The organism is Paenibacillus sp. FSL R5-0470 (assembly GCF_037975205.1).
Lineage (GTDB): Bacteria > Bacillota > Bacilli > Paenibacillales > Paenibacillaceae > Paenibacillus_AQ.
This window is the reverse complement of record NZ_CP150238.1, coordinates 3,341,289-3,363,196: the sequence shown is the minus strand read 5'-3', so window position 1 is coordinate 3,363,196 and position 21,908 is coordinate 3,341,289. Positions and strand designations below refer to the sequence as shown.

Below are 21,908 nucleotides of genomic sequence, written 5' to 3'. Positions count from 1 at the left end.
TAGGACACCAAATGGTGTCGTGTCAAGGTCCTTAAAATTTTAATATTTGATCTTTCAATGGAATAAGGCGTAAATATCGGTGCCTTGTTATTTTATTGCTCCCGTTCCCTGTATAGAAACTTTAACATTTACATCAAAAACAGCTTCGGGATAAATAGACTGCCATTGCTCCCATTCCTTATCCCCTTCATGCCGGGTAGCTCTATAGAGTAATCCAAAACCGAACGGATCTATCCCGTTTTTTTGCAGCTTTTTCAGCAAGCTTGATATCTTCGTCTTTTCTTCCTGTTCAACATGCTTTTCAAATTTAGTCCAATTTTCCTCATACACCTGATTTACGAATTCTTCTACAACTCCACGCATTTGAATAGATACACGAATAACTGGTTTATTCTTATTGTTTGTATCAATCGTATAACGTCTCTTCAACTGTTCAATTGCCAAGACAAAAGGTTGACTTACCATTTTTGTGGTGATTTCGAAATGAGGATAGCTATGAAGAAGTTCTTTAAAGACGCGCGTTTCATCTGTTGTCAAAATCGTTTTTATTTTATGTTTGTCTAAAAGAGCAACCATATCAATTTTGTATACCTCTTTTTCTGTCTCGATAATAGGCAAGTAGGGGTCCATGCCCTTTTCCGTCGTTCGACGATAGAAATCATAAAGGTGTTCGGGAACCGTGAACGATGAGATTGATCCCGATTCGGACAGACTTAATAACAATGCATTACCTGAAAAATTTTCTGATTTTGGTTTCATTTTAAGAACAGTCTCCGCGTTGGGCTTCCCTAATGCCACCATCCCCTCCATCGGAATATCGAATCTTCTTGACAGCCAATTAAGTGGCTCGTTGATACTCTCATGGGCTAATGATTCACCCAAAATACATATTTCTAAAAGACCAAAATTAAGATCTTTCGATGATTTTGACCTTATTCGTCCGATCGCGCCTGATATCGTTTCGGAATTTTCGCTTATAATTTGAATATTATTCACAGAAGGATCAAATTTTTGAGCAGGTAAAGCTAATTTCAATGTCACGCGATATGGATTTTTTACATCATCTGATTGATCTACTCCGATGGCGATTACGAATATTCGTTTGTCGATATCCTTGAATGCACAACCCGATTGTATAACCACTGTAAAGCAGAGAACCAATAGGATAATGTTTCTCATACTTTACGCTTCCATTTCATTACAGCAAACAACGCAACAAGCGCGACCATCAGAAATTCGGTATAAAATCGCAACTCTAGCCAATTGACTGTATGGTTTATGATTTGTTTTAAAGTGAATGTACTGAAGTAGATTACTGTAACAATGGTAAGTAGGCAACAAATTGCCCAAGATAATAGTTGTTCCTTTCGAAGATTATTTTGAAATTTCATAGAGAAGCATCCTTTCAACAGCTCAAGTCCAACATGAATGGTTACAGACGCATACACTAAGAGCAAAAAAAGGACGATGAGAAAATAAGGCATAATCGTACGTGAGAATAACCCTGACATCATACCAATTGAATCTAATGCAGAATACGTGGGGGCTATATAATTCCCCACCCCGTAAGTGCCATGAATTCCAATGGAAATAATCAAACCAGTGACTAATATATGCAAATTAACAATAAGGACAATGGGAGTGTATTTCCATTTGATTTTGCTGGGAACAACTCGATTAAATACGATTAAGCCAACAAATCCGGAGAAAACACTATTTGCAGCCGTAATCGTTCCCCATTTCGGCCAAATGAATGCATAATCTGCCATTGCTTTAATGGAATTCCACTCTATTCCTTGACTAAAGATGGCTTTTGTAAATGCATAGTACATTAAAGGAATGCAAATAAAAAGAACGATCTCAAGCGTACTTAAAATTGTTTTGCTTGACCTTGTAGCTCCCCAAGATACTGCAAGAAAAATAAATACCATAATAGTAATTGTGTTTACATCTGTTAGATATAAATTAAAAAAGGTTGATGCGTACCCTATCATGATGCATCCTTTTGTTATAGTCATAATTGAAAAGAATATTAATAATGATATTCTTGCTCCTGCCGGCAAAAACATCCGAAAGATTTCAGGCAAACCCTTCCTTGGAAAATAACCAAGTGACTTGGTCATTGTTACAAGAAATATCATGCCGCTAACCGCACTTATCACAATAGCCAGCATGCTTCCATTAAACCGTTCATTCAATAAAAGGGTATATAATAAAAGACCTGTGATGGTGATCCCATCACACCATAAAACATAAAAAACATATCGATTCAAGGAAAAATATCCTCCTTTCCTTTATAATTTCCCGAATTTTTCTTGTTCTCCGATAAACACTTTTAAATAAGGTTTCCCAAAGCTTTTTAAATCGTTCAAGTAAAGGATCAAACAAAATAGTCCTGCGATTAGACCTACATATCCAAATAAACTAGCTAACAAGATGAAAGGATATTTGACAATCCGTAATGCGAAACTCATAGCATTAATCGGCACGACAAAATTGGCAATGCCAATGGCGGAAGTTACGATAATCATGATATTGCTAACCAGATTTGCCTGCTGCGCAGCTTGTCCTAGAATTAGTCCACCAACTGTTGTTGCCGCTGCGCTGATCGACTTGGGAAGCCGTATACTAGCTTCGATTAAGGTATCGATTAAGAACATCATAATAAGCACTTCAATGTACGACGGATAAGGGATACCCGCACGACTACCGGCAATAGAGAAAGCGAGCTGGGCTTGAAACAACTCAGGGTTGAAAGAGACCAGAGAAATATAAATGCCAGGAAGTAACACAGTAATGAAAATGCCGATATAACGTAGTACCACAAGGCTAAAACCGACCCATAACTGCTCAAAAGTATCATCCATTGAGGAAATGAAATCATAAAAAGTAGCCGGCGCGATTAGAACGAATGGGCTACCTTCCACAAGTATAACGATTTTGCCTTGTTTCAGATTTAACGCGACGCGATCTGGTCTTTCCGTAATCATCAATATAGGAAAAAGCGAGTATTTTCGACTAGTAAGTAATCTTTGAAGGTGTGCCGCCGAAAGAATGACATCCGGTTTGACCGAAGCTAGCTGCGTTTGAAGTTCGCTCAATACTCCCTTATCAACTAGTAGACTGTCATAAATTAAACCAACTTCAGTCTGTGGTAATCCACTAACCTCTCTTTTCTCATAAACAAGACTTGGGGAGGGATAACGATTCCGAATCAAATTAAGATTTGTATCAATCACATCGCTGAATGAACGTTGCGAGCCATATATAGCTGTTTCCGAGCTTGCATCCCCAAGCTGATTATTGATCACTTTTTTCGCACTGAACAAGAAAAGCTCATTTCCCATTTGAATACAGGCATGACCAATCATCAACTTCTGTAAAATGTCTTCGTCCTTCTCCGGTTTGCTGATGTCAAGAAGAGAAGTAAGATAATCCTTGAATTCCTCTTTTCCTGGGCATTTTAGTATGGAGATGATCAGATCATCCTTAATTTTCTTTTCATCGCAAACGCTGTCCAAGTAGAGGATTTCCAACTCGATATTCTGAATTCGGACGATTTCCTCCTTCATATCACTTGAGGAAGAAAGCTGCTTCTTAATTAGTTGAAAAGCTTCGATCATGATGTAGCAATCCTCCAGTTCGTTTTTGATATCATTTCCTTTTATTCTCAGTTTTATCCTACCTGTAAATATACTGGTAATTGAAGGAACCATGTTCATACTCTTAGTTCTAAAACAAAAAGGCAGGAACAAGGTTTATCACCTTAGTCCCTGCCTTTCAATTACCACGTCAATTCAACGCATTACATTTTTACTCAATAAAGCGGCAACACTTCTTGTTTAAGCCCTGAAAAAAGTTCGCCGGATTGTTTAAAGAAGGTGTCAGGCAAATGATAGTAAGCATCTCCAATAGATACGACTTTTAATTCAGGAATGATATACATGCCCATATAGGTTCCATCCTTGAGGTTGAACTTTAACTGATACGATTTTCCTTGGGATTGCGCCTCTGCAATAGCCTCGTATTCTTTATTACTTAAATCAGCTGTTTTTGCGCTGTACAGCCCATCAATGATAGACTCTACAGAAGCATGATCTGTCATTTTCTTTAACACGTCATTTCCCACATGATTAAGAACATGAATATCTTTTGCATGCTCTTTTAGATTAGACATATCCAGATATTCCTTAGCGGTCATCGTAGAATCGTTAGTCTTCGCCACGATTTCTGCCAAATAATAATGCTCCTCAACTTTAACAGCGATGCGGAATTGGGATGGGTACGTCGGAATCTCATATAACTTACCTCCAACAGCGAACGTAGACGAAAAATCCTTTTCTACAACTTCTCCTCCATTGTTCTTCCCAATCTCTTGGTTAATATCAAAATCTATGGTACCAAGTGATTGTTCAGGCTTCATTCCTGTGAACTTAAACTGAGCACCATCACTTACGAATGCATAACGAAATCCATTGTAATTTAAAATTTTCCGAACTCCGGTAGGAGCTGAAACGGGCGTTTGCTGCGAGATTTGTGGTGAATTCGTTAATGATGACTTTAGAGGAGATGTATAAATGGCCACTCCTAACACAAGTGCAGCACAAGCAGCCATGGTTCCCCACTTCGCATATGTTCTCTTATTAGTACGCCTCGCAGTGTTGGCCTTTTCCACCAGATTGCCGTCTACATAACCAATAGTCTTAAATAAATCTTTATTATTCATAGGATATAGCCCTCTTTCATAAGGTATAATTGGAGTTTTTTTCGTGTTCTAAAAAGAACCGATTTCGTTTTACTTTCACTTATTGAGAATCGAGTTGCGATATCAGCCAAAGAATCGGAATACCAGTAACGTCTCAGAAAAATATTCCGATGATCTTCATTAATCTTCAGCAGAAAATTGCTTATAGATTCAGCGATTTGTTCTTCCTCATATTGACTTTCGACATTGTCTGGAGAGGATAAACAATCATTTAATTCATCAAGAATCGTATCGAATGTTTTATTCCGCTTTTTGGCCATGTAATAATCGTGTTTATTTAACGCGATATTTCGTGTGATCCTCCCCAAAAAAGATGAGAGCTTAGCAGGCGTCTTCGGCGGTATCGTTTCCCACGCTCCTAGAAAGGTATCGTTCACGCATTCTTCCGAATCTTCAAAATTAGACAGAATGTTATGAGCAATCTTGGTACAATAATTTCTATATTTTTTGGATGTTTCTTCTATTGCTGTTTCATTGCGGGCAAAGTACAGCTGTATGATTTCACTATCGTCCACTCCATCACTTCCGTTCAGTTTGATTAAGGCCTCACTTATAAAGTAAGAAAAGAAGGGTTTTGGTTGCAAAAAAGTTTTTTTCTTATGTACTAGTGCGGGAAATCATTTTATGTCTTCATAAGCTTCGACATTCAATGCCAATAATATGACGTGTGATCTTATCCTTTTGATTCCTATGAAAAAAGCCGGTGTACCCTATAATGGGCAACACCGGCCAATATATTAAAAGTAGAAACTATAGAGGAATTGCTGCAGCTTCATGATAGAAGCATAGACGCTCCGCGATTTCGTGAACTGACCTTTTTTTTGTTCAAATCATGCTATTCAGCCACAAACCGTTTATTGTTTAAATCCAATTTGTAAAAGATATCTTTTGCATCTGCTTCTTGTGTACCTGCTCCAACTGGTGGATGGACTACTAAGATATTATTTTCGACACTTGGTAAAGGCTCAGCTTCTGAATAAAGAAGTGTTTTCGAGACTTGATCCTTCTTTACGATTTCTAATGGGAATACATCTTCATTTTGCTTATCAATCGCGAAAATATATCCTTCCACGCCATGACCTGTTTGATATTGAGGAGTAAGGATGTAAACCTCAGCTTCTTTAAAACTCAGCTTCTCAAAAGATATTTTTTTGCTGGATGGTCGGAAAAACAAGTAATTGGGTAGTTCCATTAAGACTTTGTCCTGATCTCCCTGTCTGTAGATAATAGAGTAATTACTCTGAAACGTCTGATCACCCTCTTGTCCCATCGTGCTCGATACGACCAAATGCCCAAGTTCTTCTCTACCTTTGGCTATCATCAATAATGTTCCCTTTTCCGTTTGCTGTTCCGCCCGAATTGATTTATCCTCATTTACTGCGTCAATTACAATAGAATCCATGAGATCGTTTTTTGGAAATAAGCTAACCTCTGATGGTTTTTGTTCCTGAGTAGATGAGTTGATTTGTTGATGGTTACAGGCAACGAGTAAACTAAATGCTAACACCGATGATGCTACTTGCAAAATAAGCTTGTTAATTGTAACCCTCTCACTTTCATTTACAGCTGGGGTACAACTGCTCCCGAATTACAGTCCAGTCTGTATTCATAATTGTTTTATAAACCAGGGCTTAATTAATGGTATTACCACGGCTGGTTGCATAGCTTTTGTATGATCCATTTGGCTTCCCGTTAGCACTTCAACATCCCAGCCTAAATCACACAGCTTCGTCGTATTCTTCTTTAATATCCCAGCAATATCAACGGTAACATTTCCAAAATTCTCACCATATACGATAGTATCATTTTCTCCTGCAAAAGCTAATTTTGGAAGACTAAGCAATTGGTGAATACTACGATCATCAAAAGCAGTGAGGCTCTCGTATAAGGCAACAAATTGAGCTGTTACACGGGTATCCATTGATACTTTGATGTTGTCCCAGTCTATCTCATCAGGATTCTCTGTTTCAATGGAGCTTTTTTCAGCTACCTCATTTTGATTATTCAAAGCTTGGGTATGTGTTTTTTGAGTTACAATCAGCATCTCTTGATAGGGACCATTATAAGGCGGAAAACCTCCCATGACCAAGCTTTCCAGACGATTTGTTCTGATAGCCAATTGTAGTCCAATTAAAGCTAGCCAGGAATAACCGTAGTAGCTAAAGCTCTTAACGTTCATTTCATCAGCAATGAGGAGCAGATCCTTCACAATATGGTCTACGGTTAAGTTGTCCACTGGATGTTGAAAGAGATGACCTTCATAATCAAAATAAAGCACTTGAAACGTATCCGCGAGACCTTCAACAAAATGTTTACCTAATTCAGGATCTACGCCCCATAGCTTTAGATTTTCTGCCTCCTGATTGTACACGGATTTTCTAGCGATAGGTAACATAATGGTTGGACGATCTGATCCTCCTGTCAATCCTACTTCTATTGCTGAATGGTTGGTTAATCGTATGATTTTTTTCAAACAATCCTCTCCTTACTGTTTTATAAAAATATCATATAACATTCATGCAATCTTTCGGTTTATCTCATACTAAGCCTTGATATATCTAATTAAATTAGATTTAATGTTGTTGTAGCACTTGAAGGTTTAACTTTAATGTTCTGGGGCGATGACGATTATGAGAGATAATTATACACCAACAATGATAGCTAAGAAATTAAATGTAAGTACCACTACATTAAGAAGATATCAAGATCAAGGCTTAGTTCCCGAAGTCCCAAGGACTCCTAGCAATCGCCGGTGTTATACAGACATTCATGTCCAAGCTTTTATTACGATTCGGGCACTTTTACAAGGATATGAGATTCCAGTTGTGTACGATGTGATGAGAAAGATTAAAGCTCGGCAAATTGAGGATGCACTTTGGTCAATCAATCAGGAACAGCATAATACACAAACGGAAAAGCATAGGTTAGAGGATGTGTTACGCATGTTCCGAAATGCAGATTTATCAAGATACAACGATTTAGAGGTCACAAATGCAATGACTATTGGTGAAGTTGCACAAATGGCAGGCGTTAAGCCTTCAGCCATTCGACATTGGGAACAAGAAGGCCTTATTACTTCTAACAGAAATAAAGACAACGGCTATAGGGTCTATACTATAACGGAATTAAGAAAGATTATACTAATCAGCAGTCTAAGGAAGACCGTGTATTATATCGAGAATATGAAACAACTCCTGAATGAAATAGAGACACAAAACTATAAAAAAGTAGAAATGTCATTCGAGCTTGCGTTACAAAAATTAAATAGTCAATTAATGAAGCAGTTTTTAGGGATCGCTGAGCTTATGAAATATGTGAAATACTATTAAACTTGATAACTTGATATCAACAAACAATCTTTCCAAAAAGAAGAAAACTTAACTCAAATACCAGTGCACCTGCATCCCCCTTCTTTCGGCAAGAAGTCCTTACAGCAATAAACATATTCTGGCTCAGAATTCGATCGAATGCATAGATTTTTTGGAACATAATTAATCCTTCTTAAAATCATTTATAAGAACACAAAAAACTCCTCCCTTAAGGGACGGAGTTGATTTCGCGTTACCACCCTGATGGGTGTATTCATGAATACACCCTCTCTGTTATCGTCCAATAACGATGCCCCCTTGTAAAGGGCAGAATCTCGGAACTATTTAGACAGCCGCTAGTTTATTGAACTAACGTTCCCCGTTAGTTCAATACGTCGTTTTTTTCTAGATGGATGGTTCTAGGCGACTAATTTAGTAATAAAATTAGTAAATTCTCTACAACTTTAATTGAATTTAATGATGCAGTTTTCACGTTGCACTCAAAAGTTTCCGGCGCTTCACTATCAGCATTATCCGATATTGCTCGAATCACAATAAATGGAACATTATTTACGTAACACACTTGGGCGACACTGGCACTTTCCATGTCTACACACATAGCTTGATGTTTCTCAATCAATATATTTCTTTGTTGATGGGTAATAAATGTTTCACCAGTTATGATTCTTCCTAAATGGCATGTAAAACCGAGTCTTTCAGATTTAATTATCCTAATACATTTTCCTATTAGTGCTTCATTAGCTTTTATGTATTGATGCTCTAACCAAGGATGATATTCAATAATAATCTCAGGAACCACATCATGATGAGCGACTTCTGTTGATGCGACTACATCACCAAATTTAAGATTATCGTTTAATGAACCCGCTACACCAGTTAAAATGATTAAATCCACCTGGAATTTATCGATCAATACTTGGGTATCTATTGCAGCATTTACTTTACAAACCCCTCAAAAAGCACCTACTACCGACACATCATGATATTGCCCTGAATAAAAATTTAGCATGATATGCTTTGTGATTGTCTGATTTTTTATTTTATCGATAAACGGATTAATTTCATCTTCAGAAGGACCCGGTATACTATCTTCATTGAAATTACCACCTTTTATTTTCAATAACACCTAATTATACATACACACAAATTCCAACGGATCAACACATAGTATTCGTTGATTTAGGGGGATTTTCCTTTTTATGCAACTAAACTGCCCGATAGTTAAACAGGTAGCCACTAATACCGACTGCTTGTTCTTCATGATGCTAACCATTCCCCGTTTGCGTAATGATCACTTGAATTATTTGTGACTTAAAAAATACATTCAAACCGCTCTACTCCTGGGTATTTTTCTCCCAAACTTGTTATCGAGAAACCAATTTTTTTATAGAAGCCAACAGTATCTTTATCGGTTTCTGCTTTTATTCTCACATTCTTTTTAGTTTTTATGAACTCATTTATCATTTCACTGCCTATACCTTTACCACGATAATTGGCTTTAATTGCAATATGCTTAAGTTCTATTTCATTAGTTGATTCGGATATGAATCCAATTAACCCTACTAGTTCATCATTTTTTAAACTCCCAACTAATTCCCGTGAATCATTGTCTATGTATGTTTTAAGTTCATTATCAATTCTTTCATCATTAGCCCACATACACTCAGCCATTAAAAGCTTCAATTCACCTAAGTCTTCATAATTTTTTAAACTAATCATAAGAAGCACCACTCCTTATTTAGATGATCTTACAGATGTTACGTATTCTTGACACATGTTAAGCTATCCTGCCGTTGAATAAAGGCAGCCGATCGAGTTGACTGACGTCTGGCTTATCGTGTTTGAGCTAACGTTCCCCGTTAGATCAACAACTAAGAATAAAATGATTTAGCGTATTGGCTCACCATAAATCACATGAAAATGAAGATGCTTTGAGTCTTGGTGTTTTCCTAAATTAGTCGATACCCTACAAGCTCCATACTCAGACTGCACTTTAGATGCTACTTTTTTAACAACGTCCATCAATTCAATTAAGAGGGCGTTGTCACTCTAATCTAGTGTTAAAAGAGATGAGATATGCCTCTTTGGAATTGTAATAATGTGAACGGGATAAAAAGGGCGAGTGTGATGGTACGCAAGAACGTTATCAGTTTCAAGTACTTTCTTTACATAAGTACGACCACTTAACACCTCATCGCAATAAAAATCCTCAGTCATCAAATCTCCTCCTTCTTACTTTTCTCATTTTAACATTTGTAATTATTTGTAACTATCCTGCCCGTTAGTTCAATGAAAAAAGCAGGATACCGTAGCTCCTGCAAATCAATTTGTATTATTCAACTATCGTTCCCAGTTAGCGCAACGACTTACTCTGTTGAATTTCGTGTTCCTCAACATAAAACGGCATCAGAGAAGGCGAATCGTACCTTATCGCGGCCTTTAAACGACAAAATGGTGCCGATAGCCCTAGCCCCATAGCTGCAACGAAATAATGAGCCTAATCCGACAGTGCTCGCATGATGTTGGATTTCGCCTCTGCCGCAATCGCTTCATTCCCGTCATCGACCGCTTGCATCAAGATCAGTACGGGGATGTATACCGCGATCAGCCGCGCCAGCAGCTTCGTTTCCTCGTCCGCTCCTCCGTACGTTTCGAAAAACACGCCGCGAGCGTAAGGTGGTAAAAAGCTGTAAGCAACGCTCAAATCGCAAGCCGGATGGCCTACGCTCAGATCGCCCCAATCAATGATGCCGGAAACGATCCCGTTCTCATTCACAAGCATATTTTTGAAATGAAGATCGCCATGTAGCAGTGCATTCACCGCCTCGACATGGTCCGTTTGCAGCCTGCTAATATACGCTTCGATCACACCGGACTCCTCCGGCGACAAGTGTTCAACCACCTTCGATAGAAAGCCTTCCAATTTCACTTTGCGCGATGCTATGTCCGTCAAGCTTCGATGATCTTGCTGAACTCCGCAGTTCAGCGCCGCCTGCACCGGAAACTCATGCAATCTCCGCAAAAATTTCGCCAGCGTCTCTGCCGATAAAGCCCGGCGTTCTTCCGTCAAACCGATGGGGAAATCTCCTGGCACGTAGGCATAGCCAAGAAATGGTGCCGGGTATTCGTCACTTGCTTCGCCATAAAACAACGGTTTCGGATAGGGGATGGTCATATATGCCTCCAGCTTCGGCAGCAGCTTCCCTTCCATACGAATCGAGCCAACTGCAATCGTTCTTCTTGGAAACCGGAACACGTACTCGTCACCGATGAGAAAAACCGTATTGTCCCAGCCCCAGCCCAATCGTTTCACTTGCTTCGATGACAGCTGAGGGAATTGTCTGCCGATCAGCGTCCGCGCCTGCTCTTCGTTAACCTCCCACTCCGCATCCCATACATTCGTCCCTCCCATGAAATGTCTGCCTCCTCGTTCCTTACTTTATTTAGACGTTTACATTCCCTGGAAGTTATGCATAACTGCCCGTTAGCCATACATGCAGCGCAAACGCCGCACCACAGATGATGAAAATGGGTAAAATCAGTCAATACTGCTACTACGGCTGGCGAAGAAGGTCGATGAGCTATGGTGCCTTAGAGCCCATCCGTTAGTCTGACTCCAACGACCCCGGTGCATCACAGATTGTCGCTCCCTTTCGGGAAGCACTCATGGGAGATTAATCCTACTCTGGTTTTTGCACCAGCCTAGTTTTTAGTAATTGTAGAACGAAGTTTGTTCTTTTACTAGTTTTGAGCTAATTTAATTTTCATGGGAGCTCAATGACTTGTCTGAGATCGGAACAAAATGCTGCCAATGAGACAAATTTCAAAATAGGTGGACTCCGCCTCTACCTGAAATTTTCTACACACTCATGCAGAAAGGCCTCTAACGTGCGTGGCTCCCTGCCGAGTAAGCGCTTCACAGTGTCATTTGGTCTTTCTGGCACCACCGTAGACATGGTTTGAATTTCCACAACGTGGTTCGCGAGCCAAGGAGGCATATGCCCGTTCTCCATAAGATTGCGCTTTGTGCTTGGGAGAGCGACACATTGAGAATAATTACCCGGATAAAACAGCTGTATTATTGAACTCAGATGAATTAGGTTATGAGATCAGCCAAAAGTACCCGGTTCGGATTTAGCCAATTTAATGATATCCTTGCTCTCAAGAATAGATTTATCATATCCTTTTGTAACAGTATGAATCATTGCAATACCAAGCTCCTTTAAAGACACGGTAAAGTTTGGAAAAAGTCTTCTTAGAATAGGATATAGCCACATAAATGCATAATAAGATTTATGCGTATTTTTTAATCCCTTTATTGGATTGATGTAGGCAGGGCGAAACATGTATGCTTTTTTGAAAGGCAGCTGCATGAGGTGATTTTCTGTCTTGCCCTTCACTCTTGCCCACATCCTTTTTCCTAGCTCTGTACTATCCGTCCCCATTCCGGAAACATAGCAGAACACCATATCTGGGTTCAAGCCTGCGAGCATTTCTGCCATATGCACAGTAAGATCAAACGATAATCGTGAGTACTCCTCCTCCTTCAAACCAGCAGAGCTTACACCCAAGCAAAAGTAGCATGCATTATAGTTGCTTAATTGAGACTTGATTGCAGATAAATCAAAAAAATTTTTGTGGATGATTTCAGTTAATTTGGGATGTGAAACGCCGCATGGTTTGCGGTTAATCACTAAAACGTGTTCCACATCAGGATGCTGCAGGCATTCATGTAAAACACCCTCGCCAACCATCCCCGTAACACCTGTAATTATCGCTCTTATTTTCACGATGGATCCCTCCCTTTTCTCAATTAAATTGTTATTAACTATTCGTCTGTCCATAGTGAAGCTTGGCTCCCGCTGCCATTAGCCTAGACGCGACGAGTATAGCCTGTGCGTCTATGTCTAGCTTATAGCGATCAATCTGCCGCTTGGATTGTACAAGCGAGGGAATAGCGTCAATGTCATTTATTATTGTTGTTCATATAAATAGTATGGTTCCTAATTACTTTTGTGTCAACGCATTTTTATAACACATCAACACCCCGCCTTTCTTCATATCTGGAACTGTATTCCTCCTCGGCCACTGCAAAAGGCTCGATCTCTCTTTTATTCCAAATCTAGTTAGCCCTACATGCAGCGCAAGCGCTGCACCACAGATGATGAAAATATTTGTATTTGTTAATACTTCTACTATGGCTGGGAGAGGAAGGTCGATAAGCTATGGTGCCTACGAGCCAATCCGTTAGTCTGACTCCAACGATCACGGTGCATCACAGATTGTCGCTCCCTTTCGGGAAGCACTCATGGGAGATTAATCCTACTCTGATTGTTGCACCAGCCTCTTACCTAATTTAGCCGTAGAGAGGATACTTGAGAGTGGAAATCGTAGTTGAACGGGCATGTGGTATGGATATCCATAAGGATAACATTACCGCATGTATTCTAACGTCTAATGGAAAGGAGATTCAATCGTTTCCGACTAAAACAGTGTTTCTTTTACAATTAATTGACTGGATTAAACAACATGAATGCACTCACGTCGCTATGGAAAGTACAGGTGTATTTTGGAAGCCTATTGTAAATTTGCTTGAAGCTGAAGGCGTAGAATTTTTAGTAGTGAATGCCCAGCATATGAAAGCTTTGCCTGGACGTAAAACAGATGTCAAAGACTCCGAATGGATTGCAAAGCTTCTTCGTCATGGGTTACTTAAAGCAAGTTTCATTCCAGATCGAAATCAACGGGAGCTTCGAGAACTTGTTCGTTACCGTCGGAGTATTATCGAAGAACGAGTTAGACAACATAACCGAATTCAAAAAGTGTTAGAAGGAGCGAATATTAAACTCAGCTCTGTTGTCTCTGATATTATGGGGGTCTCCTCTCGTGATATGCTTCATGCTATTGCTGATGGTGAAGATGATCCTGAGAAACTAGCGAACTTTGCTAGACGCACCATGAAACGAAAGAAGGATGACCTTGAACTTGCTTTACACGGCTATGTAAACCCTCATCAACGCTCGATGATTAAGACTATTTTAACTCACATTGATTTTTTAAGTGAACAAATCACAGTGCTAGACCAGGAAGTCGCTACGAGGGTTGTTCCATTTTCTGACGATGTCGAACGTTTAGATTCAATTCCTGGAATAGCCACTCGAATGGCAGAACAAATCTTAGCGAAATTGGGACCAACATTAAGAAGCAGTTTCCCAGTGCTGCGCATTTATGCTCATGGGCTGGACTTGTGCCTGGGCATAACGAAAGTGCAGGAAAAAGAAAATCTGCTAAATCTAAAAACGGAAACAAATATTTGAAGTCCGCCTTAGTGGAAGCAGCCCATTCCTTATCAGCCTCAAAGAACTATCTTGGTGCCATGTACAGACGAACAGCGGCAAGAAAAGGAAGAAAAAGGGCTGCAATCTCTGTCGCGCATGCTATGTTGAGAATAGCCTACTATTTGTTGACTCGTGAAGAAATGTACGTGGATCTAGGCGAAGATTACTTTGACAAGCAGAAGCAACAATCTATTGTGAAATACGCAGTTCGAAGACTAGAAAACTTAGGTTATTCTGTAACTATTGCAGAAGTCTCCTAATTCATTAAGACACCCATATTCTTATTTCGGATGCTGTGACATTCAAAAAAATGAATGGACTGCGTCTTATTTACTTTGCCTCTTTACAGTTACTGCAGATTTAATTTTCATGGGAGTTTAATAAAAAAGAGCAGGATACGAAGCACCTACTCATCATTGTGTGTTATTGAACTAACGTTTCCCGTTAGTTGAGAAAATAATCATCCTTCAATTTCAGTTACATTAACCCATCTAATTTTACATCAAGAGTTATAACAACTGGACCTTCTGGTGGGTTATGAGGACCTACTTACGAAAAGACCATAATTGTTTTTGCGAAAATTTGTGAATGGAGTTTTTGTTTTTCATCCATGTGTTTCCTTTCACTATTAAAATATAAACAGCTATGGCAAAATAAATTGCGCTCCAAATCCAGTCTGAGAGGGTTATTAAATGATGCTCACATAAGTAGTTGATGTACCAGATCCCCACCGGTAAATGTACAATAATTGCGGAGACTAATCCTGGATTATACATGCTCTTTGCTCTTATATTAATGACGACTCCATGGAAAATGATTTGGAAAAAGCCCATTAAAACAGGTGCCATCCCCAGCCATACTACTGACGGGAAGAATACAGGGAGCAAGTAGAACACGTAGGCGATGACCACATTAATAATCATTGCCGACTGTTTATTTAATGGATAGTTGTTAGGGGATTCACTTTTAAACAGGGCTATATTGAATATGCCTGGAAAGTACCCTGGCCAGCGGTATTCCTCAAACTGATGAAGAAGGATCGCCACAAAGCTTAACCATAATATACTGTTTATCAGCGGTATTGTTTCCCAGTTCATTAGAAGATAAATGCATATAACAATGCCAATGAATAGTCCTATATCCTGCCAATATTTTCTCAAAAAATTCATTTAATCACCTCAATCTGAGTTTATTAATGAAAGTATCTTGCAAAGAGCAAGTCAATCTGTTCCTCTATAGGTGCAATCTTCACGGAAGCTCCTGTTTCTAGAATAGGACTCATAAGTGCTGGTAGAAAAAGCGCTCCAAAAATCTGCATCGTCATGATCATCAGGTGCTCTGGCTGCTGTTCATCGGTTAACTCTCTTAAAGTATTTTGTATCTTAGGAAACCCCAATAGATTCAAAAATGATCCATATTCATGCTGGGAGGAGAAAACGGTATTGCCCATCAGGATGATTCTGGAGAGCAATTCGGGATATTGACGGATCACTTGCAAATAATCTAGTAAAAATTGCCTCAATCTATCCCGTGAGGATATAGAGAAATCGTCAAGTATGGCAAAGGTATGCTGAAAGCTGTTCAATATCAATTTGATGGACTCGCTAAACAAGTTTTCTTTGGACCCAAAGTAATAGTTAACTAGAGCGACATTCGTGCTTGAGGCTTCTGCAATTTTTTTTATAGTGATCCTTTCAAAGCCTTCTTGTTTGGTCAACTCCAGTGTGGCACGCATAATCTTCTCTTTTGTTTCCAACTTTTTGTCTGTCTCCATAGGCAACCTCCAAGTATATTTACCCTGATTTAAACGTTATTTTAAATAACATTTAAAATAACGCTTAAACTTAGTATAGCAATATTTTTCCTTTTTGCAACTTTTATTTATCCGGAATCAAACCAAGTTTCAAAGTCTCATTGTGACTATCCTGCCCGTTAGTTTAATAATAAAAGGAGCTCCCCTATAGGAAGCTCCTCTACTATCGTTTCAAGTTTGTTTAACAATCTAGATTTCTGCACGCCGTGACCGTTTATCTAATGTCCATGAGCAAGGATGTTGATAAGTTTGCCAAATGGGTCGCGGACATAGAATCGCCGAACACCCCAAGGCTCATCAACAGGTCCATATTCTATCGTATATCCAGCACTCTTCATACGTTCAAACACTGCATCGACATCATCAACTTCAATCGATAGATCAGGAGTAGGCGTATTGGAGCCGCCCTGTGATGCGAAGCTTATTTGAATGTTCTCCTTCCCCAGTAAGCCGTATGTTTCAATCCAACCATGATCCATCAATAAATCAAGCTCGAGTACGTCCTGGTAAAAGCTTTTTGCTGCCGAAACATTCTGCGTTTTAATATTTGTGACAATTCGTTTCACACTCATTCTCAGACCTCAATTCTAATGGTATACTTTTTTAATTTTATTCAATGATCCTGTCCGAGAGCGAAATATCCGATTTTTATATCCAATCTTCGAAATGATCTGTTACAAACCTAATCTCACTCTCATAGTGGGCCAAGTGACCCTCATCAACCATTTTCTGAAAGGCAGGATTCCCATCAGCAGCACCATTTCTCAACGTATCACACAGTACTATCAAACGTTGTATAATCCACTGTCGCAGATTATTTGGGACGGGAATTCCATAAGCTTCAAAAAACAAATGAATTCGCCGACGTCGCTCTACGTCATGTATTTCACATTGGTATGCTACTATGGTTCCAGAAGTATGGTCAGGTGCAAAACTCGCTAGTGGAACAGATGTGTAAAGGGTGTACGCAATGTCCCACATACGCGGACCTGGACCTGCCATGTCAAAATCAATGAGCGCCACAGGAGCCTCCTTTTGAAAGACAACATTATACAACGCTGCGTCGTTATGACAGATCACTTCATGTTCGGCATCCTCGGCATAGCTGAGCTGCCATCTGTCCTCCATATTGGGCCTGAACACTGTAGTCACATCATGGAAACGACGTATAAGGTGTGCCAGACCCACAAGGGTTTCGTCCGTCCACATATACGGTTCAAGGTTTGGATAATTATTCCCTGGAACTTCTCCAGGAATAAATGTCAATATTTCACGACCAGAATCATCGATTCCGAGGAATTTTGGTGCTCCCTCATAGCCCTGTTGTTCCAAATGTTTGAGTAGTTCATGAACATTCGGACTCCAATAACCTAAAGGGCGGCGAACAGTGTTCGCCATACGGACTATATGATTTACATTACCGCCTTTTAACACTTCTTCCTTAGGCATTAGGTTCATTCCTTTTCTTTTCAGTGCATTACCTGTTGCAGATTTTGACCTGTTAGCGATGAAAACTCTCTCTCTAATAATAACAATATTTACAAGTTATTGTTTAGAAAGAACAATTATAACTATACTGTCCTTTAAGATCATTGCTGGCATTTGCTCATCTTATATAAATAAAATCCATTTTAGAATCTAGATTAGAATTATTTGCTATAATGTTCTCATGAAAAATAATACGATTCTAAACAAATTAGCAATCATTCTACTTTTTATCAGCATTCTCTTTGGCCTACGCTGCATTTGGTTCAGCATATTTAAGGTTTCCAACAATGTACCTATGATTAGCAACGGTGTACTGGATTTACGTGGCCAGGATCTGGAGAAGGCTAACTTATTCAGGCTAGATGGTGAATGGAGCTTCTATCCTTCGCAATTTGTTTCATCCAAGACTTCTACTATCCCAAAGCAATCCCAAGCGCTTCAAGTACCTGGGAAATGGAGCCACGCTATCGGAACTGATCAGACAACTTCATATGGATACGGGACTTACCGTCTGCGTATTTTGGTAGAACCGCTTCAGGAGCCTATCTCGTTCTGGATCAAACAAATTTATTCCGCGTCCAGTGTGGAAATTAACGGTACCCCTATTCTCAATAATGGGACAGTTTCTCTCGATGCCAATACATATGCACCAAAAACCACCTCATTTACAGCATCATATTTTTCGAAAAATATGACAGAAATAGATGTACTTATTCAGGTAGCAAACTTTGATCACCCCTATAAAGGCGGTATTAGTGGCCCTATTTTCTTTGGCTCTCAGGAAGTGGTTAACCGGACAAATTTTTATACCGTTGGATTTCAAATACTTACTGCAATCATCCTGCTACTACATGGGCTGTATGCCTGTATTCTGTATTTATTTAATCCTAAAGAACGTGCCCTGTTTCTTGTAGGGCTAATGACATTATCTGTAGCCGTAATCCTTTTAGCCCGAAATGACAATTTAGTTTTAGCGTTACTGCCGATTAATTACACTTGGTCATTAAAAATCCGTTTAATCGCCTTCTTATGGCAGAACCTTTTTATTCTGCTTGTTTTCAGGAAATTCACCTCAGGTGCCGAAGTCAACAAGTGGTTACGTGCTTACACGTGGTGTCTTTTCCTTTATACCTTATTTATATTTATCGTTCCTGCTTATTTGGTCAGTACATCGATTCACTGGGAAATCATTCAAGTGTTTCAGTATATCCCCTTCATCTGGTTAATATATAGCTTGGGGCGCTTATTGTTCAAAAGGCAAGATGAAAAAGATGTTGTTTTTCTACTGATATCAGGTGCGGCCATCATCTCTAATTTGTTATGGAATTTGTGGGATAATAACGGCCATTATTCAATTGTCTACTATCCTGTGGATATTATTGCCGCCATCGTTGGCTTCTCAGCTTATTGGTTTAAAAAGTATTTTCAGAATGCCAAAGAGAACATGGAGCTAAATGAACAGCTGAAAAAAGCGGACAAACTCAAGGATCAGTTTCTCGCCAATACTTCTCACGAGCTGCGAACACCAGTTCATGGAATTATGAATATCGCGCAAAATATAATAACGAAGGAAAAGGATAGACTCTACGAGAGTAGCCGGCAAGATATGGAGTTACTGATTACTATCAGCCGCCGCATGTCCCATATGCTTGGTGATCTACTGGATGTAGTACGTCTTCAAGAGCATCGCGTTATTTTGCATCAGGAGCCTATTTTGGTTCAATCGGTGGTTCCCGGAGTCATCAATATGCTTCAATATATGATTGAAGGCAAACCGGTACGGCTATCCATGAACATACCAGAATCTATGCCTCCTATTCTTGCGGATGAGAAACGACTAGTACAAGTATTATTAAATCTAGTGCACAACGCGCTCAAATACACCGAGCAAGGACTTGTTTCTGTTTCAGCTGAGGAAAAAGACGCTCATCTCTTTATATATGTAACAGATACCGGAGTAGGCATGACTGAAGAGACCATGGCGCGGGTATTCCTCCCCTATGAGCAAGGCCCTCACGGAATAAATGACGGGCGTGGAATTGGACTGGGACTAAGCATTAGTAGGCAGTTGGTAGAACTACATGGTGGCAGCTTGAGCATACATTCTGAACTCGGCAAAGGTTCAACTTTCAGTTTTGCACTACCCCTTGCTGATTCCTATAGCGAACAGATAGTAAGAGAGGTTGCACCTATAACAACGTATACACCAGATGAGATTTATAAGCAGATGGCTGAATGGGGGATTTCCGAACAAACTAATCAACACACTGACAAAATCCCGCCACTCTTTACAGATGCGAAGGTGAATCTCTTGGTGGTAGATGATGACCCTGTTAATCTGAATGTGTTAAAGGGCATTCTCGAAAACGAACCTTATCTCATTACGACAGTGAACTCAGCACAAGAGGCACTGGATTGGCTAGATAAAAAGAGTTGGGATTTACTGATTAGTGATGTAATGATGCCGCATATGTCAGGATATGAATTAACACAAAAGGTTCGCGCTCGTTATTCCCTATATGAGCTCCCAGTGCTATTGCTGACTGCCCGCAGTCAACCTGAGGATATTTACACTGGATTCTACTCCGGCGCAAATGATTATGTTACCAAACCGGTGGATGCAGTAGAACTCAAATATCGCATTCGAGCCTTAACAGCGATGAAAATTTCTTTTAATGAACGGGTGCGTATTGAAGCGGCTTATCTACAGGCACAGATACAACCCCATTTCTTGTTCAATACATTGAACTCTATTGCGGCACTCAGTGATATGGATACTAAAAAGATGCAAGAGCTCATCACTGCATTTACTTCCTTTTTGCGAATCAGCTTTGACTTTTTAAATATCGGAGAACTCGTGAACCTTTCACATGAACTAGAGCTGGTAGAATCTTATTTGTATATTGAACAAACACGATTTGCAGAACGAATTTCCGTTGTTTGGGAGGTAGCTCCAGACATTAATATCCTGTTACCCCCTCTATCCATCCAACCCTTGGTAGAAAATGCTATCAAGCATGGTCTGCTCAAGCGTCAACAGGGGGGTACCGTTTATATTCGGATCTCACGTCTGAACAATGCTGTAAAGATCGAAGTGGAGGATAATGGGCAAGGTATGGATCATAGAACGCTCGCGTTGTTGCTGGAACCGACCATGAAAGCTAAAAGTGGCATCGGACTGGCTAACACCCATCGAAGACTGATGCAATTGTATGGTCAGGGTCTTTTTATTCAAAGTAAACAAGGTGAAGGTACTTTGGTATCCTTTGTTATACCGGAGGACAGTGAATAATATATCAAATAAAAAAGCCATTCCATAAGGAGTGGCTTTTTGTGTATCGATACTACATTTAGAAAATAGTAGGTACCATGCCCCCATCCATACGGATCGGAGAACCTTTAAATGCAGAGGCATAGGGACTGCTCATAAATGCTGCTAGTCTACCTATTTCATTAGGTTTAATAAATCGCTGTATTTCAGATTGCGGTAAGTTTTTAGCCATGAATTTTTTCTCTTTTTCTGAAAAGGTCAACGTTTCATCTGGATACATTCCATCAATGATTTGGTGCACGTTTTCAGAGAGTGTTGGTCCTGGCATGATAGTATTGACGGTAACTTCTGTTCCGATTGTTAATTTAGATAAGCTTTTTGCTAATGATAATAGCATTGATTTGGTCATTGCATACTGTGGCATTTGAGCTGACGGCATTATTGCTTCTTCACTAGCAATGAAGATCACGCGACCAAAATTGTTTTCTAACATTTTTGGTAAATAAAATTTTGTTAATCCATTTGCAGCAAGAACATTCGTACGGATGTATTTTTCAAATATTTCATCGTCAACGTCGTCATAGCTCATCAGTTCATAAATCCCCATATTATTAACTAAAATATCGATATGGGGGTGTTTTTCAAATAAAGCTTCTCTTTGCTCCATATCTACAATATCGGCTGTAGCATTCTGTGGAGAAGTTTCCGGGAATTTTTCTTTAATTTCATTTACTGTTTGTTCTACCTTTTCATAATTACGTCCATTTATTAGTACATTAAAGCCTTCGTTGGCAAGTTCAAAGGCGATAGCTTTACCAATACCTTTTGTAGATCCTGTAATTAAAGCTGTCTTATTGTTTAATCCCATATCCATATTTCTTTTCTCCTTTTATCATGGCAAGTT

Annotated in this window: 18 protein-coding genes and 6 pseudogenes; 5 read left to right on the top strand and 19 right to left on the bottom strand. The window is 39.5% G+C overall.

What is annotated here, in order from left to right; genetic code table 11:
• Positions 1–87 precede the first annotated feature (87 nt).
• From MKY99_RS14765 to MKY99_RS14735, 7 genes are all read right to left on the bottom strand, one after another.
• A complete protein-coding gene (locus MKY99_RS14765; protein ID WP_339248262.1) occupies positions 88–1,179 on the bottom strand; it encodes a Ger(x)C family spore germination protein in 1,092 nt (363 codons plus the stop codon).
• Positions 1,176–2,273 (bottom strand): hypothetical protein, encoded by a 1,098-nt coding sequence (locus MKY99_RS14760; RefSeq protein WP_339271344.1) that lies wholly within the window; start codon positions 2,271–2,273, stop codon positions 1,176–1,178. The genes MKY99_RS14765 and MKY99_RS14760 overlap by 4 nt, the downstream gene beginning before the upstream one ends.
• 21 nt (positions 2,274–2,294) lie before the next feature.
• Entirely contained in the window at positions 2,295–3,623 is a 1,329-nt protein-coding gene (locus MKY99_RS14755) for a spore germination protein (RefSeq protein ID WP_339271342.1), read from the bottom strand.
• 194 nt (positions 3,624–3,817) lie between these two features.
• Positions 3,818–4,726, bottom strand: a complete 909-nt coding sequence (locus MKY99_RS14750) for a hypothetical protein (RefSeq protein ID WP_339271340.1) — start codon at positions 4,724–4,726, stop codon at positions 3,818–3,820.
• Complete coding sequence (locus tag MKY99_RS14745) at positions 4,723–5,349, bottom strand: sigma-70 family RNA polymerase sigma factor (RefSeq protein ID WP_339271338.1); 627 nt, start codon at positions 5,347–5,349, stop codon at positions 4,723–4,725. The genes MKY99_RS14750 and MKY99_RS14745 overlap by 4 nt, the downstream gene beginning before the upstream one ends.
• Before the next feature lie 251 nt (positions 5,350–5,600).
• On the bottom strand, positions 5,601–6,290 hold the full coding sequence (locus MKY99_RS14740) for a hypothetical protein (protein WP_339271336.1): 690 nt from the start codon (positions 6,288–6,290) through the stop codon (positions 5,601–5,603).
• An 81-nt stretch (positions 6,291–6,371) separates the two neighbouring features.
• On the bottom strand, positions 6,372–7,238 hold the full coding sequence (locus MKY99_RS14735) for an alpha/beta hydrolase (protein ID WP_339271335.1): 867 nt from the start codon (positions 7,236–7,238) through the stop codon (positions 6,372–6,374).
• 157 nt (positions 7,239–7,395) lie between these two features.
• Between MKY99_RS14735 and MKY99_RS14730 the strand changes: the two genes are divergently transcribed.
• On the top strand, positions 7,396–8,094 hold the full coding sequence (locus tag MKY99_RS14730) for a MerR family transcriptional regulator (RefSeq protein ID WP_339271334.1): 699 nt from the start codon (positions 7,396–7,398) through the stop codon (positions 8,092–8,094).
• Between the two features lie 406 nt (positions 8,095–8,500).
• Here the strand turns inward: MKY99_RS14730 and mtnN are convergent.
• The 7 genes and pseudogenes from mtnN to MKY99_RS14695 all read right to left on the bottom strand — a co-directional run.
• Positions 8,501–9,034: pseudogene (gene mtnN, locus MKY99_RS14725) on the bottom strand (5'-methylthioadenosine/S-adenosylhomocysteine nucleosidase); the annotation flags it as partial.
• Between the two features lie 371 nt (positions 9,035–9,405).
• A complete protein-coding gene (locus MKY99_RS14720; protein WP_339271333.1) occupies positions 9,406–9,813 on the bottom strand; it encodes a GNAT family N-acetyltransferase in 408 nt (135 codons plus the stop codon).
• Positions 9,814–9,981: 168 nt separating this feature from the next.
• Positions 9,982–10,311 (bottom strand): annotated as a pseudogene (locus tag MKY99_RS14715) (HIT domain-containing protein).
• A gap of 280 nt (positions 10,312–10,591) precedes the next feature.
• A complete protein-coding gene (locus MKY99_RS14710; protein ID WP_339271332.1) occupies positions 10,592–11,506 on the bottom strand; it encodes a phosphotransferase in 915 nt (304 codons plus the stop codon).
• A gap of 433 nt (positions 11,507–11,939) precedes the next feature.
• Positions 11,940–12,119: pseudogene (locus tag MKY99_RS14705) on the bottom strand (SDR family NAD(P)-dependent oxidoreductase); the annotation flags it as partial.
• Positions 12,120–12,203: 84 nt separating this feature from the next.
• Complete coding sequence (locus tag MKY99_RS14700; protein WP_339271330.1) at positions 12,204–12,884, bottom strand: NAD-dependent epimerase/dehydratase family protein; 681 nt, start codon at positions 12,882–12,884, stop codon at positions 12,204–12,206.
• Positions 12,885–12,936: 52 nt separating this feature from the next.
• Positions 12,937–13,071, bottom strand: a pseudogene (locus tag MKY99_RS14695) (MarR family transcriptional regulator); the annotation flags it as partial.
• Between the two features lie 434 nt (positions 13,072–13,505).
• Here MKY99_RS14695 and MKY99_RS14690 point away from each other — a divergent pair.
• The 3 genes and pseudogenes from MKY99_RS14690 to MKY99_RS14680 all read left to right on the top strand — a co-directional run.
• A pseudogene (locus tag MKY99_RS14690) lies at positions 13,506–14,231 on the top strand (IS110 family transposase); the annotation flags it as partial.
• Between the two features lie 47 nt (positions 14,232–14,278).
• Positions 14,279–14,407 (top strand): annotated as a pseudogene (locus MKY99_RS14685) (transposase); the annotation flags it as partial.
• The gene (locus MKY99_RS14680) at positions 14,408–14,692 is read left to right on the top strand and encodes a hypothetical protein (RefSeq protein ID WP_339271328.1); all 285 of its coding nucleotides are present in this window, start codon (positions 14,408–14,410) and stop codon (positions 14,690–14,692) included. It begins immediately after the preceding pseudogene.
• Positions 14,693–14,977: 285 nt separating this feature from the next.
• Here MKY99_RS14680 and MKY99_RS14675 read toward each other — a convergent pair whose 3' ends face one another.
• The 4 genes from MKY99_RS14675 to MKY99_RS14660 form a co-directional block, all read right to left on the bottom strand.
• Entirely contained in the window at positions 14,978–15,601 is a 624-nt protein-coding gene (locus MKY99_RS14675) for an HXXEE domain-containing protein (protein WP_339271326.1), read from the bottom strand.
• Positions 15,602–15,624: 23 nt separating this feature from the next.
• Complete coding sequence (locus MKY99_RS14670; RefSeq protein ID WP_339271324.1) at positions 15,625–16,206, bottom strand: TetR/AcrR family transcriptional regulator; 582 nt, start codon at positions 16,204–16,206, stop codon at positions 15,625–15,627.
• Positions 16,207–16,463: 257 nt separating this feature from the next.
• Positions 16,464–16,817, bottom strand: a complete 354-nt coding sequence (locus tag MKY99_RS14665) for a VOC family protein (RefSeq protein ID WP_042188233.1) — start codon at positions 16,815–16,817, stop codon at positions 16,464–16,466.
• Between the two features lie 76 nt (positions 16,818–16,893).
• A complete protein-coding gene (locus MKY99_RS14660; protein WP_339271321.1) occupies positions 16,894–17,694 on the bottom strand; it encodes a phosphotransferase in 801 nt (266 codons plus the stop codon).
• 220 nt (positions 17,695–17,914) lie between these two features.
• Between MKY99_RS14660 and MKY99_RS14655 the strand changes: the two genes are divergently transcribed.
• Positions 17,915–21,025, top strand: a complete 3,111-nt coding sequence (locus MKY99_RS14655; protein WP_339271320.1) for an ATP-binding protein — start codon at positions 17,915–17,917, stop codon at positions 21,023–21,025.
• Between the two features lie 58 nt (positions 21,026–21,083).
• On the opposite strand, the gene MKY99_RS14650 is transcribed toward MKY99_RS14655, so the two are convergent.
• Positions 21,084–21,878: an SDR family oxidoreductase gene (locus MKY99_RS14650; protein WP_339271318.1), complete on the bottom strand. Its 795-nt coding sequence runs from the start codon at positions 21,876–21,878 to the stop codon at positions 21,084–21,086.
• Between the last annotated feature and the right edge of the window lie 30 nt (positions 21,879–21,908).

Bases quoted from the DNA above. Each gene is read 5' to 3' on its own strand.
- MKY99_RS14765 (WP_339248262.1), bottom strand. From the start codon at position 1,179: ATGAGAAACATTATCCTATTGGTTCTCTGCTTTACAGTGGTTATACAA.
- MKY99_RS14755 (WP_339271342.1), bottom strand. From the start codon at position 3,623: ATGATCGAAGCTTTTCAACTAATTAAGAAGCAGCTTTCTTCCTCAAGT.
- MKY99_RS14750 (WP_339271340.1), bottom strand. From the start codon at position 4,726: ATGAATAATAAAGATTTATTTAAGACTATTGGTTATGTAGACGGCAAT.
- MKY99_RS14730 (WP_339271334.1), top strand. From the start codon at position 7,396: ATGAGAGATAATTATACACCAACAATGATAGCTAAGAAATTAAATGTA.
- MKY99_RS14720 (WP_339271333.1), bottom strand. From the start codon at position 9,813: ATGATTAGTTTAAAAAATTATGAAGACTTAGGTGAATTGAAGCTTTTA.
- MKY99_RS14710 (WP_339271332.1), bottom strand. From the start codon at position 11,506: ATGGGAGGGACGAATGTATGGGATGCGGAGTGGGAGGTTAACGAAGAG.
- MKY99_RS14675 (WP_339271326.1), bottom strand. From the start codon at position 15,601: ATGAATTTTTTGAGAAAATATTGGCAGGATATAGGACTATTCATTGGC.
- MKY99_RS14670 (WP_339271324.1), bottom strand. From the start codon at position 16,206: ATGGAGACAGACAAAAAGTTGGAAACAAAAGAGAAGATTATGCGTGCC.
- MKY99_RS14665 (WP_042188233.1), bottom strand. From the start codon at position 16,817: ATGAGTGTGAAACGAATTGTCACAAATATTAAAACGCAGAATGTTTCG.
- MKY99_RS14660 (WP_339271321.1), bottom strand. From the start codon at position 17,694: ATGCCTAAGGAAGAAGTGTTAAAAGGCGGTAATGTAAATCATATAGTC.
- MKY99_RS14655 (WP_339271320.1), top strand. From the start codon at position 17,915: ATGAAAAATAATACGATTCTAAACAAATTAGCAATCATTCTACTTTTT.
- MKY99_RS14650 (WP_339271318.1), bottom strand. From the start codon at position 21,878: ATGGATATGGGATTAAACAATAAGACAGCTTTAATTACAGGATCTACA.